The 19,460-nt window shown below is 55.9% G+C and carries 19 protein-coding genes and 2 pseudogenes; 13 read left to right on the forward strand and 8 right to left on the reverse strand.

Annotated elements, in window-relative coordinates; all coding sequences use genetic code 11:
• From EKA13_RS28705 to EKA13_RS13290, 8 genes and pseudogenes are all read left to right on the forward strand, one after another.
• Positions 1-516: pseudogene (locus tag EKA13_RS28705) on the forward strand (hypothetical protein); the annotation flags it as partial.
• A 3-nt stretch (positions 517-519) separates the two neighbouring features.
• Positions 520-1,386, forward strand: coding sequence for a hypothetical protein (locus EKA13_RS13260; protein WP_065759854.1), 867 nt, complete (start codon positions 520-522; stop codon positions 1,384-1,386).
• Positions 1,383-2,501, forward strand: a complete 1,119-nt coding sequence (gmd, locus tag EKA13_RS13265) for a GDP-mannose 4,6-dehydratase (RefSeq protein ID WP_065759855.1) — start codon at positions 1,383-1,385, stop codon at positions 2,499-2,501. Before EKA13_RS13260 ends, gmd begins: the two co-directional genes overlap by 4 nt.
• A 2-nt stretch (positions 2,502-2,503) precedes the next feature.
• Positions 2,504-3,481 (forward strand): GDP-L-fucose synthase, encoded by a 978-nt coding sequence (gene fcl / locus EKA13_RS13270; RefSeq protein WP_065759856.1) that lies wholly within the window; start codon positions 2,504-2,506, stop codon positions 3,479-3,481.
• Positions 3,481-4,689 carry a glycosyltransferase WbuB gene (locus EKA13_RS13275; protein ID WP_065759857.1) on the forward strand — a complete coding sequence of 403 codons (1,209 nt, stop codon included), beginning with the start codon at positions 3,481-3,483 and terminating at the stop codon, positions 4,687-4,689. Before fcl ends, EKA13_RS13275 begins: the two co-directional genes overlap by 1 nt.
• A gap of 87 nt (positions 4,690-4,776) precedes the next feature.
• Complete coding sequence (locus EKA13_RS13280) at positions 4,777-6,204, forward strand: mannose-1-phosphate guanylyltransferase/mannose-6-phosphate isomerase (RefSeq protein WP_065759858.1); 1,428 nt, start codon at positions 4,777-4,779, stop codon at positions 6,202-6,204.
• Positions 6,205-6,346: 142 nt separating this feature from the next.
• Positions 6,347-7,726 (forward strand): undecaprenyl-phosphate glucose phosphotransferase, encoded by a 1,380-nt coding sequence (locus EKA13_RS13285; RefSeq protein ID WP_065759859.1) that lies wholly within the window; start codon positions 6,347-6,349, stop codon positions 7,724-7,726.
• A 26-nt stretch (positions 7,727-7,752) separates the two neighbouring features.
• Entirely contained in the window at positions 7,753-9,009 is a 1,257-nt protein-coding gene (locus EKA13_RS13290; protein WP_125862933.1) for an O-antigen ligase family protein, read from the forward strand.
• A gap of 79 nt (positions 9,010-9,088) precedes the next feature.
• On the opposite strand, the gene EKA13_RS13295 is transcribed toward EKA13_RS13290, so the two are convergent.
• A complete protein-coding gene (locus EKA13_RS13295) occupies positions 9,089-9,925 on the reverse strand; it encodes a lipopolysaccharide kinase InaA family protein (RefSeq protein WP_065759861.1) in 837 nt (278 codons plus the stop codon).
• A 273-nt stretch (positions 9,926-10,198) separates the two neighbouring features.
• Here EKA13_RS13295 and EKA13_RS13300 point away from each other — a divergent pair, with 273 nt between their 5' ends.
• A complete protein-coding gene (locus EKA13_RS13300; RefSeq protein WP_065759862.1) occupies positions 10,199-10,519 on the forward strand; it encodes a ComEA family DNA-binding protein in 321 nt (106 codons plus the stop codon).
• A 175-nt stretch (positions 10,520-10,694) separates the two neighbouring features.
• Here the strand turns inward: EKA13_RS13300 and EKA13_RS13305 are convergent, their stop codons facing one another.
• Positions 10,695-10,862: a DUF2897 family protein gene (locus tag EKA13_RS13305; RefSeq protein ID WP_065759863.1), complete on the reverse strand. Its 168-nt coding sequence runs from the start codon at positions 10,860-10,862 to the stop codon at positions 10,695-10,697.
• 146 nt (positions 10,863-11,008) lie between these two features.
• Here EKA13_RS13305 and pyrF point away from each other — a divergent pair, with 146 nt between their 5' ends.
• Positions 11,009-11,710: an orotidine-5'-phosphate decarboxylase gene (pyrF, locus tag EKA13_RS13310; RefSeq protein WP_065759864.1), complete on the forward strand. Its 702-nt coding sequence runs from the start codon at positions 11,009-11,011 to the stop codon at positions 11,708-11,710.
• Here the strand turns inward: pyrF and EKA13_RS13315 are convergent.
• Positions 11,700-12,704, reverse strand: coding sequence for an NADP-dependent oxidoreductase (locus EKA13_RS13315; protein WP_065759865.1), 1,005 nt, complete (start codon positions 12,702-12,704; stop codon positions 11,700-11,702). The genes pyrF and EKA13_RS13315 overlap by 11 nt on opposite strands.
• Before the next feature lie 1,193 nt (positions 12,705-13,897).
• On the opposite strand from EKA13_RS13315, the pseudogene EKA13_RS28860 reads away from it, so the two are divergent.
• Positions 13,898-14,116, forward strand: a pseudogene (locus EKA13_RS28860) (HAMP domain-containing protein); the annotation flags it as partial.
• 3 nt (positions 14,117-14,119) lie between these two features.
• Entirely contained in the window at positions 14,120-14,983 is an 864-nt protein-coding gene (locus tag EKA13_RS28865; protein WP_425415173.1) for a methyl-accepting chemotaxis protein, read from the forward strand.
• A 32-nt stretch (positions 14,984-15,015) separates the two neighbouring features.
• Here the strand turns inward: EKA13_RS28865 and EKA13_RS13325 are convergent, their stop codons facing one another.
• On the reverse strand, positions 15,016-16,209 hold the full coding sequence (locus EKA13_RS13325; protein WP_065759867.1) for a benzoate/H(+) symporter BenE family transporter: 1,194 nt from the start codon (positions 16,207-16,209) through the stop codon (positions 15,016-15,018).
• Between the two features lie 147 nt (positions 16,210-16,356).
• Between EKA13_RS13325 and EKA13_RS13330 the strand changes: the two genes are divergently transcribed.
• A complete protein-coding gene (locus EKA13_RS13330) occupies positions 16,357-16,959 on the forward strand; it encodes a glutathione S-transferase family protein (RefSeq protein WP_065759868.1) in 603 nt (200 codons plus the stop codon).
• A 488-nt stretch (positions 16,960-17,447) separates the two neighbouring features.
• Here EKA13_RS13330 and EKA13_RS13335 read toward each other — a convergent pair whose 3' ends face one another.
• The 4 genes from EKA13_RS13335 to EKA13_RS13350 form a co-directional block, all read right to left on the reverse strand.
• On the reverse strand, positions 17,448-17,819 hold the full coding sequence (locus tag EKA13_RS13335) for a glutathione S-transferase N-terminal domain-containing protein (RefSeq protein ID WP_065759869.1): 372 nt from the start codon (positions 17,817-17,819) through the stop codon (positions 17,448-17,450).
• 59 nt (positions 17,820-17,878) lie between these two features.
• Positions 17,879-18,424, reverse strand: coding sequence for a GTP cyclohydrolase I FolE (gene folE / locus EKA13_RS13340; protein WP_065759870.1), 546 nt, complete (start codon positions 18,422-18,424; stop codon positions 17,879-17,881).
• 69 nt (positions 18,425-18,493) lie between these two features.
• Positions 18,494-19,051 carry a Smr/MutS family protein gene (locus EKA13_RS13345; protein WP_065759871.1) on the reverse strand — a complete coding sequence of 186 codons (558 nt, stop codon included), beginning with the start codon at positions 19,049-19,051 and terminating at the stop codon, positions 18,494-18,496.
• Positions 19,052-19,104: 53 nt separating this feature from the next.
• Positions 19,105-19,425, reverse strand: a complete 321-nt coding sequence (locus tag EKA13_RS13350) for a hypothetical protein (protein WP_065759872.1) — start codon at positions 19,423-19,425, stop codon at positions 19,105-19,107.
• Positions 19,426-19,460 lie beyond the last annotated feature (35 nt).

Here is a 19,460-nt window from a genome sequence, read left to right on the forward strand (position 1 = left end):
GAGCAAGTCATGCGATATAGGAAGTTTCGCTATGGCTGGAAGAATGTTTCGCACAAAAGTTGGGTTGTTCCTGATCAAAAATATATAGCTAAAGATTTTGAGCTTTCAGATTACGGTTTTGTGGGAGCAGGCTGCACGATATATCCTAAGGTTAAGGCGGGGCGATTTTTATTGATGGCCCCAGGTGTATCAGTAATTGGTTCCGACCATGAGTTTTCTATTGTAGGTGTACCGACGTGCTTTTCTGGTCGACAGCTTCTGGAGCAAACGGAAATCGGTGACGATGTGTGGGTTGGTCAAGATGCACTAATCATGGCGGGAGTAAAAGTTGGCTCCTGTTCAATAATCGCTGCTAAATCGGTAGTCACGAAAGATGTCCCACCGTTTGCTATTGTTGCAGGGGTGCCAGCAAAGGTAATACGTTATCGTTTTACAAGTGACTTGGAGCGGCAGCGCCATCTCGCTACTATTTCAAGTCACAAAGGCTATGGTGAGTTGGTCGGCGATTTGGAGTGACGTATGAGTTTTCAGAAAAGATTTTATTATTTACTGCAGGATTTTGTTCCTCGTATTTTTATGCCCTATGTTCTTAGGGTCGCTGTCCTGTTTCGCTTTTTGGCTACGCGAAATAAACAGGGTTTGATGAAAAACTTGGATCTGAAAAATATTGCAGCGGGCAAGGATGCTTTTTTGTTGGCCACCGGGCCAAGTTTGAAAGGGATTGATTTAAGTTTTCTGGCTGGAAATGATTGTTTTAGTGTGAGTAATTTTATTTTACATCCACAGCTGAATGTGATCAGGCCGAAGTTTCATTTTTTTGCGCCATATCATGAGCCCCTGGTTTATGAAGAGTATATTTCTTGGCTTGTTAAGGCTGATAAAGAGTTGCCTTTGGAAACATCCATAGTGCTAGGCTTGCAAACCAAAGTAGATGTTGAGAAGTTTGGTATTTTTCAAACCAGGTCTGTTTATTATTTGTGCTTGGAAAAATCTCAAATTTCAAGTGATATTGATCTTACTCGCCCTGTGCTAGCTCCACAGACCAGCCCTATTATGGTTTTACCAGTGCTCTATTATATGGGCTATAAGCGAGTGTTTCTTCTTGGTTGTGATCATAATATATTAAAAGATTATGGTGGCGTTGTTGAGAATTTTTATGAGTCAGGTCAGGATCCAAGGAAAAATGCTACCTCGGGTGATAATTGGCGTGACGGTATAATCAAGCATCTGGATAATGCGAAGAATGTATTTGTGCAATATGAGTATTATCGAAAGATTTTTGAGTCGTCAGGTAGGTCTCTGAAGCATACTTCTAAATATGGTTGGCTTGATTTTATTGAGTATGTCCCACTCAATAAAGATGATATTTTTAAGGCGGAAAAATGAAAAAAGCACTTATTACCGGCGTTACAGGGCAGGACGGCTCTTACTTGGCTGAGTTTCTCTTGGAGAAAGGCTATGAAGTACATGGTATTAAGCGCCGTGCTTCGTCTTTTAATACTCAGCGTGTTGACCATATCTACCAGGATCCGCACGTAGATAATCGTAATTTTGTTTTGCATTATGGCGATTTGAGTGACTCTTCTAACCTCACTCGTATTATTCAGGAAGTACAGCCTGATGAGGTGTACAACTTGGGGGCACAGTCCCATGTTGCAGTGAGTTTTGAGTCCCCGGAGTACACCGCAGACGTTGATGCCATGGGCACACTGCGTATTCTTGAAGCTATTCGTTTGTTGGGCTTGGAGAAAAAAACACGCTTCTATCAGGCGTCGACGTCCGAGCTTTATGGACTGGTGCAAGAAATTCCTCAAAAGGAAACGACACCGTTCTACCCTCGCTCCCCTTATGCGGTAGCCAAGCTTTATGCCTACTGGATTACAGTAAACTACCGTGAAGCTTATGGTATGTATGCCTGCAACGGCATTTTGTTCAACCATGAGTCGCCGCGTCGTGGTGAAACATTCGTAACACGTAAGATTACACGCGCTTTGGCGAACATCGCCCAAGGCCTGGAAAAGTGTTTGTTCCTCGGCAATATGGATGCCCTGCGTGACTGGGGTCATGCCAAGGACTACGTCCGCATGCAATGGATGATGTTGCAGCAAGAGCAACCGGAAGACTTCGTGATTGCAACCGGTGTTCAATATTCGGTGCGTGAGTTCGTACGGTGGTCGGCTGCTGAGCTTGGCCTTACGCTGCGCTTTGAAGGTGAAGGCGTTGAAGAGCATGCGATTATCGAACACATTGAAGGCGACAAGGCACCGGCACTGAAGGTCGGTGATGTCGTTGTCCGCGTAGATCCGCGTTATTTCCGGCCTGCCGAGGTGGAAACCTTGTTGGGTGATCCAACCAAGGCCAAAGAAAAATTGGGTTGGGTACCGGAAATTACCGTACAGCAAATGTGCGAAGAGATGGTGCGCGAGGACTTGAAAGCAGCTCAGCGCCATGCGCTGCTGAAGTCCCACGGCCATGACTTGCCTGTATCTGTGGAGAACTGATTGTGGCCCGTAATCTGGAACAGTCGATTTTTGTGGCCGGCCATCGTGGAATGGTTGGCTCAGCCATCGTTCGCAGGCTCAAGACGCTTGGCTACTCGAACATCCTCACCGCAACGCGGGATGAGTTGGATTTGCTCGACCAGGCGGCGGTTCGGCAATTTTTTCAAACTCATGCCATTGACCAGGTTTATCTGGCCGCAGCCAAAGTAGGTGGTATTCATGCGAATAACACCTATCCGGCCGATTTTATTTTTGACAACCTGATGATTGAGGCCAACATCATTCAGGCTGCTCACCTGCGTGGTGTTCAAAAGCTGCTATTTCTCGGTTCTTCCTGCATCTATCCAAAGCTGGCAGTGCAGCCTATGACGGAGGCTGCGTTACTGACAGGTGTGCTTGAACCAACGAACGAGCCTTATGCATTGGCCAAAATTGCTGGTATCAAGCTTTGTGAAAGCTACAACCGTCAGCATGGCCGCGATTATCGTAGTGTGATGCCAACCAACCTCTATGGCCCGCACGATAATTATCACCCTGAAAACAGCCATGTTATTCCAGCGTTGCTGCGTCGCTTCCACGAGGCTACTCAGCGAGGTGATACCGAGGTTGTGATCTGGGGCAGTGGCAAGCCAATGCGTGAATTTCTACATGTCGACGATATGGCTGCTGCCTGCGTGCATGTCATGGAGCTCGAGCCCGAGCTATATCAGGCACACACACAGCCAATGCTTTCTCACATCAACGTTGGTACGGGCGTCGATTGCACGATTGCTGAGTTGGCGCACACGGTTGCCAAAGTGACCGGATTTCAGGGCAAGCTGACGTTCGATGCGACGAAGCCCGACGGTGCTCCGCGCAAGTTGATGGACGTTTCGCGTTTGGCCGCGTTGGGCTGGACAGCCAGTATTGGCCTTGAGCAAGGCTTGCAGAGTGCCTATCAGTGGTACGTCGACAATGTGCAAAACGCTCGGACTCACTGATGAAAATTCTGCTTTATGGCATCAATTACAGCCCAGAGCTGACTGGAATCGGTAAATACAGCGGCGAAATGGCCCGCTGGCTTGCTGAGCAAGGCCATGAGGTGCGGGTTGTTACCGCACCACCGTATTATCCCGATTGGAAAGTGTGGCCTGCGTTTTCGTCCTGGCGTTTTAACTGTACTCAAGAGGAGGGCGTCAGTGTTTACCGGTGCCCGCTCTATGTGCCGGCTAAACCGACGGCACTAACGCGCTTGTTGCACCTGGCAAGTTTTTCTATCTCATCTTCGTTGGCAATGCTGGCGCAGTTGAGGTGGAAGCCAGACCTGGTAGTTCTGGTGGTCCCGACGCTATTTTGTGCACCTCAGACGCTCCTGCTGGCTAAGCTGGCGGGCGCTAAGTCCGTTCTGCACATTCAGGATTTTGAAGTCGATGCATTGTTTGGCCTGCGGATTGCCAACAGCGGCGTGCTAAAACGTATTGCTTATGGCGCAGAGCGGCTGATTTTGCGCGCATTTGACCGTGTTTCAAGCATTTCTGCGGCCATGCTGCGGCGCGCCCAGAGCAAAGGTGTCAGCGTTGAGCAGTTGCGTTTTTTCCCTAACTGGTCTGAAACCGCACGGTTTGCCAATGTTGCGCGTAATGACGCATTGCTTGCCCGACTTGGCATTGATCCTGCCAAGAAGGTGCTGCTTTACTCCGGGAACATAGGCGAGAAGCAGGGGCTGGAAAGTGTAATTGAAGCTGCGGATCGCCTTAAGGGCCGTGCGGAGCTGGTGTTCCTGATCGTTGGCGAAGGCGCAGGTAAGGCCCGATTGCAAGCGTTGGCAGCATCGAAGCAACTGTCGAACGTAGTCTTTGCACCGTTGCAACCCTATGAGGACCTGCCCGCGCTGCTCGCCAGTGCCGATTGCCATTTGGTCATTCAGAAACGTGGGGCTGCAGATGCGGTACTGCCATCAAAACTGACCAACATCCTTGCAGTAGGCGGCAATGCAGTTATTACCGCAGACCCTGAGACCAGTCTGGGCTTGTTGTGCCAAGACCATCCAGGCATTGCAGAACGGGTAGAGCCCGAGTCTGTCGAGGCATTGCTTAGGGGGATTGAGGGTTGCCTGGCTATGCCCTTGCCTAACCTGATTGCTACAGCATATGCCCATGATTTTCTCGACAAGGATCGGATTCTGGCTCGGTTTATCGATGAGGTTTAATTTTCTTTCTTGTTGTAATGTGTTGGGCGTGCTGCACGGCATGCAGAATTCATTTTTTGGTAGTACGACTTCAAAGGACAAAAACACATGTTGCTTCCGGTAATCATGGCTGGCGGTTCCGGCTCGCGTCTCTGGCCGCTTTCGCGTCAACTTAACCCCAAGCAATTTTTGCCGATGGTCGACCAGAATCAGTCCATGCTGCAAGCCACGATTGAGCGCCTGCAGGGGCTGGACGCCCAAGCGCCACGCTTGATTTGCAACGAGCAGCATCGGTTTCTTGCAGCAGAGCAGCTACGTCAGATTGGCCTGGAGCAGGCCAATATTCTGTTGGAGCCAATGGGGCGTAACACGGCACCTGCCATTGCTTTGGCGGCATTGCAGGCCATAGAAGAGGGTCAGGATCCGTTGCTGCTGGTTTTGGCTGCCGATCACTTGATTCAGGACGTGCCAGCGTTCCATGCCAGTATTGAGGCTGCCATGGTGTTAGCCAAAGCAGGCAAGCTTGTCACCTTTGGCATCGTGCCGGCTTACCCTGAAACCGGTTATGGCTACATCCAGAAAGGCGAAGTGCTTGGCAGTGAAGGGTTCAAGGTCAACCGTTTCGTTGAGAAGCCGGACTTGTCCACAGCCCAGCATTACGTTGCCTCTGGGGACTATTTTTGGAACAGTGGCATGTTCATGTTTCGTGCCAGCCGCTACTTGGCGGAGCTGGAGGCGTTCCAGCCCGACATTCTCAAGGTGTGCCGTCAGGCATTGGCGGGGGCAGAGCAGGACCTGTACTTCACCCGTATTGATGCAGATGCCTTTGGCCAGTGCCCGGACGACTCGATCGATTATGCGGTGATGGAAAAAACGGCCGATGCCGCCATGGTGCCGCTGGATGCTGGATGGAGTGACATCGGGTCATGGTCTGCACTGTGGGATGTCAGCGAAAAGGACAGCAACGGGAATGTCCTGAAGGGGGATGTCCTTCAACACGGTACTCGTCATAGCTATGTGCATGCCGAGCATCGCTTGGTGACGACGGTAGGGGTCGAGGACCTGGTTATTGTTGAGACCAAGGATGCTGTCCTGGTTGCCCACAAGAGTCATGTGCAAGACGTCAAAAAGATTGTTGAGCAGCTCAAGCAGGAGCAGCGCCATGAGCATGCCAATCACCGTGAAGTGTATCGTCCTTGGGGGGTGTACGATTCGATCGATAGCGGGCACCGTTATCAGGTCAAACGTATCACCGTAAAACCTGGGGCCAAGCTCTCAGTCCAGATGCACCATCACCGTGCGGAGCACTGGATTGTGGTGAGCGGTACGGCGAGTGTCACCAATGGCGACAAAACCTATTTGGTCACCGAGAACCAGTCCACCTACATCCCTATCGGCCAAGTTCACGCCTTGGAAAATCCAGGCGTTATACCATTGGAGCTGATTGAGGTTCAGTCAGGTACGTACCTGGGAGAAGACGATATTGTGCGCTTTGAAGATAAGTACGGGCGTGTCAATCCAAAAAATAAAGCATGACTGATAGTGACTCAGGAGGGGGTGGCCGGCGCTGGCGCCTCTGAGTTGCTGTGTAGGGTAGGGTGTTGTGACTGCGGGGGCGGTGCCTGGCTGCAGTGCGCGCTAACCAGTGTTTTATAGAGATTGGGGCCTGTTCAACGACATGCAAGTCACTCATCGGTATCAACCAACATTTGCAGAACGTTATCCCGTTCCTTTTTTTGTCGCGTTAACGGACATGGTCATCGTCTTGGTGGCGGGCTTGTTTGCCTTCCATTACCGTTTTCAGCACTTTGAGATGACGGGGCGTTACAACACCGCAACGATGATTACGGCTATTGTGGTCGTAGTCTGTTTGGCGTTGGGCGGTGTTTATGGTTCTCAACGAGGCCATTCCTTCTGGCGTCAACTCGGTGTCTTGGTGGTTTGCTGGCTGTCCGCCGCAGGCATTCTTTTATCGTTGACGTTTTTCCTGAAGCTTTCAGATAACTATTCCCGTATCTGGTTCAGCGTAATGTTATTTATGGGTGGCGCATTGTGTTTGTTGCTGCGCCTTTCCGTGTTTTTATTTTTACGCCGTATACGTGGCTCAGGGCTGAACCTGAAGAGTGTACTGCTGATTGATTCTGGAGGGCAGTCGGCCAGCCAACTAAACAGTGGTCGCACCTTGGAAGAAGACGGTTTTCGTATTTCCGCAAGCCTCGCGTTTAGCCAGGATGACGGCTGGATGGACAGCCTGGTCGCCAAAGTGGATGAGTTAGGTGTGCATGAAGTATGGCTGTGCCTGCCGCTCAGTGAAGGGGGCGTCATCCGCTCCATCATGTATGCCCTTCGGCACCACACTGTTGCGGTTCGCTTCATTCCGGAGTGGGGTGATATCCGCTTGCTGAACCACAAGGTGAGCCATATTGCCGGCTTGTATTCATTGGACCTTAGCTGCAGCCCGATGGATGGCTCGGCGTTGGTCGTCAAGCGGCTTGAAGACCTGATCATTGGAGGCTTGATAAGCCTTTTGATACTTCCGGTTTGCCTGTTAATTGCTTTGGCAATCAAGGTGTCGTCCCCTGGGCCAGTTTTGTTTAAACAGTATCGAACGGGCATCAACGGTAAACATTTCAAAGTGTACAAATTTCGCTCGATGGTTGTGCATAGCGAAGGTGGCGTTACCCAGGCCACGCGCAACGATGTGCGTGTGACCAAAGTCGGGGCGTTTTTACGACGTACTAGCCTTGATGAACTACCGCAGTTTTTCAATGTGCTCCAAGGGCGTATGTCGATTGTTGGACCTCGCCCCCATGCATTGGCGCACAACGAGTACTACAAGGAGTTGGTTGAGTCTTACATGCAGCGGCATAAGGTCAAGCCAGGTATCACCGGTTGGGCTCAAGTCTGCGGCTACCGTGGGGAGACTGATACGCTCGAAAAAATGCAAAAACGGGTCGAATATGATCTGTGGTACATCGATAATTGGTCGCTCTGGGTTGACCTGAAAATTATAGTTCTCACGGTTTTTAAAGGCTTCATTAATAAAAACGCATTTTGATTTTGTTTGGGGAATTAGTGGTGGCTATGAATGGAGTAGAAGTATTGCGGGGTGGCGGCACTAAAGGCCGAAGCTGGCAGCTTGTTATGATTTGGATGCTGGCTATTGGTTTGTTTATTCAGTTGAGTGGTAAGGTTTGGATTCAGTCCGGTAGCGCGAGGAACGCTCAAGTATATATATGGCTACTTTTGCCTGCGCTGATTTTTGTTTTTTACAAGTTGATCGTTCGGAGTAAATGTGTACCGTCGGCTCACTACATTCCGTGGATTTTTTTTCTGCTCTGGGTCGGCTTGAGTGCACTATGGGCAACAGGCTCTGAAAAGGATGCGTTCTCGCTTGCAAAGCGAGGGTTGCTGATTGCCCTGTATCTTCAAGCGATCTACTTACTAATGTCCTACAATGAGGCCTTTCTGAAGAAGGCGTTGTTGGCAGGGGTCGTCATGGTTGCTATAGGCGCCCTTGTCAGCATTGTTTATCAGTTTGGCATTTTGGATAAACCACTGGCCTATCGTGCTTACCGTATAGATCGCTCGGGTATCGGGAATTTTGCCAATTACGGCTGGCCTGTAGTCGCCGGTATTTTCCACGGTGCAATTGCTATTTGGGCACTCGGTGTGGCATTGGATAAGCGCACGGTGTTCAAGTCAGTACTGTTTTGGCTCGCTATCTTCATGCTGTTGAGCCTCTATGTATTGTTGACCTATACCAGGGGGGCATGGTTCGCCTTGCTGGGGGGGATTGTGGCTGTCGTCATTTTACAAAACTCCAGGCTCGGTTGGTGGTTGCTGGGGATCGGCACAGTGCTTGTCCTTGCACTGGTCATCAAGTTTTGGCCGCAGTTGGTCATCGAGTTTCAGGAAAAGCAGTTGTCTGGGCGCGGGCCTATTTGGGTCTACTATTTTAAAGTCATGTCAGGTCACTGGGCCGTAGGGCACGGGCTGGGCACACCCTTCGAGTATCGCTGGCCTGATGGCGTTCATGTTTCCCCTCATGCCCATAGCTTGTACCTCCAACAGGTCTACGACAGCGGCATCGTTTCGCTTGCGTTGCTAGCTGCGGGTCTACTGGGGTTGGCTCATAAAGCTTGGAAACTGCGCAGCAACTATTGGGTGCGTCTTGCATTTCCTGCACTGGTCTTTGCGCTGATCGCCATGCTTACGGATGTTGAGCGGATCTTTAGTCGACCTGGTGACTACTGGACGTTGTTCTGGTTGCCAGTGGCGATTTTGTTGGCGGTGCCGATGCGGTCTAAAGATGCTGACCAAGTCACTGTGTCGAATTAGTAGCTTTGAGGCAGGCGCATTGCGCGCCTGCCTTTTTCAACATGTGGGAACTGTGGGCTATTGTCCGGAGTTCCTCGATTCACCCCACAACCACCTCTCCGCAAAACACCCCCCGCCGTTCCTTGCGCCCAATATGCTGGTGCTTGCTCTCCTCGTACACCTTGGCAAACCGTGACTTATCCACAGCCGGGTACGCTTTCAGCGCGTCATACACCAGCGCGTCGTACCGCGCTTCTGTGATGAAGCGATAGATTTCCCGGTGGTAGAAAAAGCCAAACTGAAAGCCTAGGGTTTCGCTCAGGTCGTCGGGCGCTTTCAGGAAGCAGTTCTCAAGGTCAATGGCATGGGCAGGGGCGTTGCCGGTGTTGGCGAGCATCACATTTGCGGCCCACAGGTCCATGTGGATGATGCCTTTGCTGTTCAGGGCGTGCAGCAATTCGAACGTTTTTGCGATGAGGTGTTCAACCCCATGAGGGTTGGCATTCACCCATTCCAGGCCATCGGTGTGGTCGGGCAGTAGCTCGGTGATGATGATCACGTCGTTTGCCAGCCCCACAGGCGAGCGGGTGTAGCCAAAGGCGATCAACGACGGCACGCGTACACCGCGCCGTTGGGCTTCAGCCGTGTTCATCAACTCTTCTATGGGCCAGTCATACATGCCGCAACGTTTGGCGCGGCCTCTGGCGATACGTATTTTTTTCTTGAAGGTGTCGATGGGCTGGCGTTTTGCGAACAGGCGACAACCGCTGCTGAGTACCGGCGCACTCACGCGTTTGTCTTGGCGTGCCTGGTTTAGCAAATGTTTCATCGCGTCAGCGACATGGGGGGTAATCGGCGTGCTGAAGTGCAGGGTCGAGCGCTGGTGTGTGTAGGTAAAAGGGAAGTCCTTGACCAGTTGTTTCGCATCCCTGTCCACGTTTGAAGCCCTATATCAAAATGCCATGTGATTGATGAACATAGCATTTTTTTGTTTTTTTACATTTTTTTTACATTTCCTTTACGAATTTTGCATTCGTTTGTGTGGGTGTCTGTTGAGGTGTGCAGGCAAGGCTGGGGATGAACGCGCTGTCTAATTTAGTAAAAAATCCTCGGCTTATCGCGTTTGACGCACGGTACCCAGGGGCTAGGTTTCAGGGGCAGCCAAGGAAAAGCTGCCTCAGCAAGCAAACGACCTAAGGAGTGTCACCTTATGCGCCATATGTACTTGTCCTCTCTGCTGTTAGCCCTGTTCGCGACCTTTTCATTGCCCGCTTCAGCGGCGCCAACGGCCCCGGCCCAGCCTGCTGCTCAGGTTGTTGTTGAGCAAAGCGTGGGTAAGGTTGATTTGAATAAAGCCAGCGCCGCAGCCCTGCAAAGTGAATTGACCGGTATCGGTAAAGCCAAGGCCGAGGCTATCGTCGCCTACCGTGAGGCTCACGGGGACTTTGCGTCGGTTGATGAGCTGCTGGAGGTCAAGGGTATTGGCAAAGCGTTGCTGGAGCGCAATCGCGATAAGTTGACGGTTAACTGATCGGGAGTGGGGCGGATGTGTCGGCGCGGCGTTGTGAGCGTTTGGCGCTGGGGAGGTGTTGCCTTCCATCGCGGGCAAGCCCGCTCCTACTTTTTGGACTGCCTCCGAGAAATTGGACACAAATCCAACCCTTGGTGGGCAGTCCATTTTTTCGGGCGGGCTCGGTCCCGTATGTTTAGCGGTCCTTGGCGTCTTTGGCGTCCATTTCGGCGTTGCGTTCGTGAATGCGCTTGAGCTGTTCTTCGGTCAGCGGCAGTTTTTGTGCGGTGTCGCGCAGCAGCATCAGGCCGCCTATGATGGAGCCAAGGGCAACCACCAGGATCAACCAGGCATACCAAGGCATGGGGTGCTCCTTGTCCAGTGTTGGGTGTAGTACCTGAAGTATAAGAGGGCGAGCGGGTTGACGGCGAATTCGTCATCAGTGGGCCCCCTTGCACCGCTGCATCGGCTACAATGCGCGCCGATTTCGACTTGCCAAGAGACTTGCCCATGTCCGTCTGCCAGACGCCTATTATCGTCGCCCTGGATTTCCCCTCCCGTGACGCCGCCCTGAAGCTGGCCGATCAGCTGGACCCTAGCCTGTGCCGGGTCAAAGTCGGTAAGGAGCTGTTCACCAGCAGCGCTTCGGGCATCGTCGAGAGCCTGTGTGAAAAAGGCTTCGAGGTGTTTCTCGACCTGAAATTCCACGACATTCCGAACACCACCGCCATGGCTGTCAAAGCGGCTGCCGAAATGGGCGTGTGGATGGTGAACGTGCATTGCTCCGGTGGCCTGCGCATGATGGCGGCCTGCCGTGACGTGCTGGCCCAGCGCAGCGGCCCTCAGCCTCTGCTGATTGGTGTTACCGTGCTCACCAGCATGGAGCGCGAAGACCTGGCCGGCATTGGTCTGGACATCGAGCCGCAAGAGCAGGTGCTGCGCCTGGCTGCACTGGCCGAGAAGGCCGGTATGGACGGCCTGGTCTGTTCGGCCCTGGAAGCCCCGGCGCTGAAGGCAGCTCACCCGTCGCTGCAACTGGTCACCCCGGGTATCCGCCCTGCGGGCAGCGCTCAGGATGACCAGCGCCGTATCCTGACACCTCGTCAGGCGCTGGATGCCGGCTCCGACTACCTGGTGATCGGTCGTCCGATCAGCCAGGCCGCCGATCCAGCCAAGGCGCTGGCCGACGTGGTTGCCGAGATCAGGGCTTAAGCACCAGCTTGCCGAAATTTTCCCCGTTAAACAGCTTCAACAGGGTTTCGGGGAAGGTTTCCAGCCCTTCGACCACGTCCTCCCGGCTTTTCAGCATGCCGGTGGCCAGCCAGCCGGCGATTTCCTGCGCGGCGGCGGCAAACTGCGGGGCGTGGTCCATCACCACAAAGCCTTCCATCCGTGCCCGATTCACCAGTAGCGACAGGTAGTTGGCCGGTCCTTTCACCGCCTGCTTGTTGTTGTACTGGCTGATGGCGCCGCAAATCACCACCCGCGCCTTGAAGTTCAGGCGGGTGAGCACGGCATCCAGGATGTCGCCACCAACGTTGTCGAAATAGATATCCACACCCTTGGGGCACTCGCGCTTGAGGCCTTCGAGGACGTCTTCGGCTTTGTAGTCAATGACGCCGTCGAAGCCCAGCTCATCGATCAGGTAGCGGCACTTCTCCTGCCCACCGGCAATGCCGACCACGCGGCACCCTTTGAGCTTGGCGATCTGCCCGGCGATGCTGCCGACCGCACCGGCCGCGCCGGATATCACCACGGTTTCACCGGCCTTGGGTGCGCCAACGTCCAGCAGGGCGAAGTAGGCGGTCATGCCGGTCATGCCCAGTGCCGACAGGTAGCGCGGCAGCGGTGCCAGCCCTGGGTCGATGGTGTAGAAACCTTTGGGCGCCCCGAGGAAGTAGTCTTGTACGCCGAGTGCGCCGTTGACGTAGTCGCCTACGGCGAAGTCGGGGTGTTTCGAGGCGATCACTTCGCCAACGCCCAGGGCGCGCATCACTTCACCGAGTGCCACTGGTGGAATGTAGGACTTGCCCTCGTTCATCCAGCCGCGCATGGCCGGGTCTAGTGACAGGTAGAGGTTTTTGACCAGCACCTGGCCGTCTGCCGGCTCGTTGACGGGCACCTGTTCAAAGGTGAAGTCATCCCGCGTCACGGCGCCCACTGGGCGTTTGGCGAGCAGGAAGCGGCGGTTGTTCAAGGCAGGCATGGCGTCGTTCTCTAATGAAAAGGTCAAGCTTGTTCATAGCCCCTGTGGGCTGTATCGGCAAGGGTTAGCGTTTGGCGAAATACTCGATGATTGATCTGGGTGATTGAGCCTGAAGGGGTGTTAGCGGAATGTAGCGTGCCCTTATGGCGGGCGCTTTCAGGCGGTAACCCAGGCAGCGTCAGCGCGACCTTCAGCTTACTGAAAACGACGCGAACCTAGCTTTTTGCCATTATTCCGACGCCAAAGGCTTGTGCGGCGGCTTGCGTGATTGCCACTCTGCGTCCTGGGGATTTTCCGGGGTTTCCGGGATGGCAGCAGGGGAGCGGGGCGCAATGAATTCGGCCAGCAAGGGTGGTTTTGCCAATTGGGGAATGGCTCGCAAGATGGGCCTTGGGTTTAGCCTGGTGTTGTTGTTGACGACGCTGGTAGCGGGGCTGGGTGTTGCCGCGTTGTTTGGCGTTGGCAAACGGTTCGATGGCCTCAAGCAAATGACTGCGGTCAACGATGCGTTGTTGCAGGTACGCCTGCGTGAGCAGACTTACGCGCTGACGTCCGATCCCAAGGCGGTTGAAGCCTTGCACCAAGGGGTGGAGGTTTTGCAGGCGCAGGCCCGCGAACTGCCGCAGCTGGCCAGCGCGAGTGTCGAGCCGTCACTGCTTGCCTATCGCCAGGCATTCGACCAGGTCGTCGAGTTGACTCAGGCCAAGGAGCTGGCGCTGGACATGGCCAATTGGTCGGTCTCCAGCGTGGCCAACAACCTTGACGTCTTGCAAGCCGGGCTCGCAGATGACGGCACCTGGACCCTGAAAGACTCGCAGGGCACGCGAGGGGCGGAGTTCGTTGAGCAGGCCGGTCAGGTCGCCCAGGTGGCGCGGCTGATGCTGCTGGCCATGGACGAGGCCCGGGTACGGCTGGAGCAGAGCCGCAAGGGCGCAGAGGACGTTCGTCAGGGGCGTATCGAGCAGGCGGAACAAGCGGCAGCGCTGGTCGCGCAATTGAAGGGCAGTGTGCAGGATGCCGGTTACCAGAGCGTGCTCACGGAGGTGGCCACCCATATTGCCAGCTTTGGCGAGAAACTCGGCGAATACACCGACCTGCTGGCCCGCGAACAACAACTTAAACAGCAGCTGCAGCAGCGCGCCGAGCAGGTCATGGCGCAGGTCGATCAGGCGTCGACCGCCGAAGAGGCGGCCATGCAGGCTGAACTTGGGCGCAACACCTGGCTGATTATTGCCGCTTCACTGTTGGCGCTGGTGGTCGGTGTTGTTGCGGCATGGTTGATTACGCGGGCAATCGTTGGGCCGCTGCGCCGGGTGATTGGCCGTGCCCAGCAGATCGCTGCTGGCGATTTGAGCGGCGACATTGCCGTTGATCGGCATGATGAGGTGGGCCAGTTGCTTCTGGCCATGCAGCAGATGGGCAGTGGCCTGGCGGGTATCGTCAGTGGGTTGCAGGTAGGTATCGAGCAGTTGGCCGGCAATGCTCAGTCGTTGTCGGCCGTCACCGAGCAGACTAACCGTGAGGTCAGCAGCCAGAAGGAGGAAACGGAACAGGTTGCCACGGCCATGCACCAGATGACCGCGACCGTTCACGATGTGGCCCGCAATGCCGAAGAAGCCGCTCAAGCGGCCCAGGCGGCGGATGACAAGGTTGAGAGCGGCCATCAGGTAGTGCGCCAGAGCATGCAGCGTATCGAGGCGTTGGCCAGTGCTTCCACGTCGGCCAGTGAAGGCATCGAGCGCTTGAGTTCCGAGGTGCAGAACATCGGCAAGGTGCTCGAGGTGATCAAGAGCGTGGCCGAGCAGACCAACCTGCTGGCGCTCAACGCGGCCATCGAAGCCGCACGGGCAGGCGAGCAGGGGCGTGGTTTTGCGGTGGTCGCGGATGAGGTGCGGGCACTGGCCAAGCGTACCCAGCAGTCAACCGAAGAAATCGAGCGGTTGGTCAGCAGCCTGCGCAGTAACGCCCAGGCTTCGGTTGAACAGATTCAGGGCAGTGGTGAGCTGGTCAAGCTGGCGGTTGCCGATGCACTGCAGACGGAGAGTGCCTTGGGCAGTATTGCGGCTGCAGTGTCGTTGATTCAGCAGATGAACCAGCAGATTGCCGCCGCTGCCGAGCAACAGAGTTCGGTGGCGGAGGAGATCAACCGTAGCGTCAGCAACATTCGCAGCAGTGCTGATCAGTCCGCGCTGGCCATGCAGGGCAATGCCAGTTCAAGTATTGAACTGGCACAGCTGGGCACCGAGTTGAAAGGGATGGTTGGGCACTTCCGCTTGTGAGGGCTGGCGCTGCCCACCTAAGGCCGCTGCGCTCAGGCGGCCTTGCGCCAGTTCAGAATCATTAGCGTCAGCACCCCGGCCACGATCCCCCAGAACGCCGAACCCACGGAAAACAGCGTGAAGCCCGAGGCGGTGACCATAAAGGTGATCAGTGCTGCTTCACGCTCCTTGGCTTCGTTCATGGCCACGGTCAACCCGTTCATGATCGAGCCAAACAGCGCCAGGGCGGCAATCGACAGCACCAGCTCCTTGGGCAGCGCCGCGAACAAGGCCGCCAACGTCGCCCCGAATACCCCGGCAATACCGTAGAAAATCCCGCACCAGACGGCGGCGGTGTAGCGCTTGCTCGGGTCTTCATGCGCGTGCGGGCCGGTGCAGATCGCCGCGCTGATCGCTGCGAGGTTGATGCCGTGCGAGCCGAATGGTGCTAGCACCAGCGAGGCCAGGCCGGTGACCGTGATCAGTGGCGAGGCCGGCACTTGATAACCATCGGCGCGCAGCACGGCAACACCTGGCATGTTTTGCGACGTCATGGCGACGACAAACAGCGGGATACCAATGCTGATGGTGGCGGCGAGTGAGAAAGACGGGGTTGTCCACACCGGCGTTGCCACTTCCAGGCTGAAGCCGCTGAAATCCAGCAGGCCAAGGGCGCCGGACAGCGCCGTACCCACCAGCAAGGCCGTGAGCACCGCATAGCGAGGCGAAAGGCGCTTGATCACCAGGTAGCTGAAGAACATCCCCAGTACCAACAGGGTGCGGTGCTGGGCTGCAATGAAAATCTCGCTGCCGATCTTGAACAGAATGCCCGCCAGCAAGGCCGACGCCAACGAGGCAGGGATGCGCTTGACCAAGCGCTCGAAGCTCCCGGTCAGGCCGCAGATCACCACCAGCACGGCGCAGGTGATGTAGGCACCGATGGCTTCGCCATAGCTGACGCCGCCCAGGCTGGTGATCAACAGCGCTGCCCCCGGGGTTGACCAGGCGATGGTCACCGGTGTGCGGTAGCGTAATGACAGGCCGATGCTGCATACCGCCATGCCAATCGACAGGGCCCAGATCCAGGAAGAAATCTGCCCGCTGCTAAGCCCAGCCGCCTGACCCGCCTGGAACATCAACACCAATGAACTGGTGTAGCCGGTGAGCATGGCGATAAAGCCGGCGACCACTGCGGAGGGTGAAGAATCGGCCAGTGGGCGCAGGTGCGCAGAAGTGGCGTCGGTCATGCGGGCAGTCCTTGTTCGTGTGTAAGCAGATTTTTCAGACTAACCTGCACTCCCGCGATGTTTGCAGTACAGCAATCGTTGCATTTGGCCGTACAGTCACCAACTACTGCAGACAGTTTCGTTTCAGCACTCAAAAGGGGAGGGGAAATGTACAAGGTCTATGGTGATTACCAGTCGGGCAACTGCTACAAGATCAAGCTGATGCTCCACCTGCTGAACCTGCCCTATGAGTGGCACCCCATCAACATCCTCAGTGGCGACACCGAGACCCCCGAGTTTCTTGCCAAGAACCCCAACGGCAAGGTGCCGGTGCTGGAGCTTGAGGATGGCACCTGCCTGTGGGAGTCCAACGCCATTTTGAACTTCCTCGCGGACGGTACGGAGTATTTGCCCACCGAGCCGCGCCTGCGAACCCAGGTGCTGCAATGGCAGTTTTTCGAGCAGTACAGCCATGAGCCTTACCTGGCCGTGGCGCGTTTCATCCAGTTCTACCTGAGGCTGCCTGAAGACCGGCTAGACGAGTACAAGAAGCTGCAAAAAGGCGGGCACAAGGCCCTGCGGGTGATGGAGAAGCAGCTGCAGCTAACGCCTTATCTGGTGGGCGATGAGTATTCGATAGCCGACGTGGCCTTGTATGCCTACACCCATGTCGCCCATGAAGGCGGCTTCGACCTTTCTGGTTACCCGGCGATCCAGGCATGGCTCAAGCGCGTGGCCAGCCATCCACGCCATGTGACCATGCTGGGCTAACTATCTGAAGTAGCGGCGCCTGCCACGGTGGGCCGCGCAGGGTATGTGGGTTTTCTGTTGGAGCAGGCTGGCCTGCGATGGCGTCGGCGCGGTGCCCGTGAGTTCGCGGCGTTTGCATCGCGGGCAAGCCCGGCTCCTACAGCTGGCGTGGGGTCTGTTGGAGCTGGCTTGCCTGCGATGGCGTCGGTGGGGTGTCAGTGGGTTCGCGGTGTTTGCATCGCGGGCAAGACCCGCTCCTACAGCTTGCGCGGGCTCTGTTGGAGCTGGCTTGCCTGCGATGGCGTCAGCGGGGTGCCCGTGAGTTCGCGGTGCCTGCATCGCGGGCAAGCCCGGCTCCTACAGGTTACGCGGGCTCTGTTGGAGCTGGCTTGCCTGCGATGGCGTCGGTGGGGTGTCAGTGCGTTCGCGGTGTTTGCATCGCGGGCAAGACCCGCTCCTACAGGTTACGTGGGGTCTGTTGGAGCTGGCTTGCCTGCGATGGCGTCGCCTCAGGCTGCTGAGAAGCGCTGATCCAGGTACGCGATGATCGCCTTGGATTCATACATCCAGGTGGTCTTGCCGTCTTCTTCGATGCGCAGGCACGGCACTTTGATCTTGCCGCCACCTTCAAGCAGGGCCTGGCGATGCTGTTCGTCGTTCTTTGCATCACGCAGGGCCACTGGCACGTTGAGGCGGTGCAGGGTGCGGCGGGTCTTCACGCAGAAGGGGCAGGCGTGGAACTGATACAGGCTCAGGCCTTTTGCATGCTGTTCGATCTTGGCTTGTACGGCCGGGTCACGCTTGAGTTTGCGCGGGCGGGTGATCAGGTCGAGAACGACGATCAGTTGGCCGAGGCCAATGCGAAGGGCTTTGACGATCATGACGGCATCTCACAATAAAAAGCCGACCCCGTGAGGTCGGCTTGAAGGTGTACAACCGATCATTTGATCAGGTTGAGGAACTCGCTGCGGGTGGCGGCATTTTCGCGGAACTCACCCAGCATCACCGAGGTGACCATGGACGAGTTCTGCTTTTCTACGCCGCGCATCATCATGCACATGTGCTTGGCTTCAATGACCACGGCCACGCCGAGGGCACCAGTCACTTGCTGGACCGCATCGGCGATCTGGCGGCTGAGGTTCTCCTGGATCTGCAGGCGGCGGGCATACATGTCGACGATACGCGCGACTTTCGACAGGCCCAGGACCTTGCCAGCCGGGATGTAGGCAACATGCGCCTTGCCGATGAACGGCAGCAGGTGGTGCTCGCACAGCGAGTACAGCTCGATGTCCTTGACCAGGACCATTTCGCTGTTGTCGGAGCTGAACAGCGCTCCGTTGGTCACCTCTTCCAGGGTTTGGGAATAACCGCGGCAAAGGTACTGCATGGCCTTCGCGGCACGCTTGGGCGTGTCGAGCAGGCCCTCGCGGGAGACATCCTCGCCCAGTTGGCCGAGGATCGCGGTGTAGTTCTGTTCCAGGGACATGGATCTACCTGTGGGGAATAATCGCAAACGCGAAGGGTACGGCGGCGGCGGCGGCGCTGCAAGCACAGCTTACTCGTCGCGCCCTTCGAGCATGGTACGTTTGAGCATGACATACACCGCGCCAGTGCCGCCGTGACGGGCCTGACAGGAGGTGAAACCCAGCACCTGTGGATGTTGACGCAGCCAGGTGTTGACGTGGCTCTTGATCATTGGCCGTTTGCCATCCAGGCGTACCGCCTTGCCGTGGGTGACCCGAACACAGCGCACCTCGAAGCGGGTGGCTTCGGCGAGGAAGTCCCAGAGGGTTTCCCGGGCTTTTTCCACGCTCATGCCATGCAGGTCGAGGCTGCCCTCAAAGGCGATCTGCCCAAGCTTGAGCTTGCGCATCTGGCTTTCCTGGACACCGTCACGGCTCCAGTGCAGGTCATCTTCCGGGCCGACATCGATCACGAACTGGTCGGAGAGCCCGTCGACTATTGTCTGGTCGCTGCGCACGGTCGCCGCTTGGCGCAGGCCGGCCAATTGCTTGCGGTCGGCCTTGGGTTTGCCAATCTCGGCGCGATCATGCTTGATCGGCTTGACGCCGCGCACTTCGCTCTTGAACAGGGAAAAATCGTCGTCTTGCATGTAAGCCTCCGCCTGGGCGGCGCAGTTTACGCGACTCCCCGCGTCTCGTTAATTCAATCGTGCTTTTTCATCAAGTGTGGTGCCAGGTTGAGTTCCCGGCCACGCCGCAGCCGTGCCCGACAACGGCGCCACAGCCATACGCCCAGCCACAGCAGCAACACGCCCGCGCCGACGATGACAGCCGCCGCGGCACGGTTGTTGGCCAGCTCGCCCAAGGCGGGTGCATGGCCAAACAGGCTGGCGGTGCCAGCCATCGCCAGCAGTACACCAAGGGTCGCCAGCAGGGCCGAAAAGGCAGCCGCAAAACGCATTGACCAATTACGCGGTTCGCGTGAGCGAAGGCGCTTGGCGTCGAAACCATCGGATAACTTCATTCCGATTTCCTCTATGGATATCGGGCCTTCGACCT

This window comes from Pseudomonas defluvii, from assembly GCF_001695625.1.
Taxonomy (GTDB): domain Bacteria; phylum Pseudomonadota; class Gammaproteobacteria; order Pseudomonadales; family Pseudomonadaceae; genus Aquipseudomonas; species Aquipseudomonas defluvii.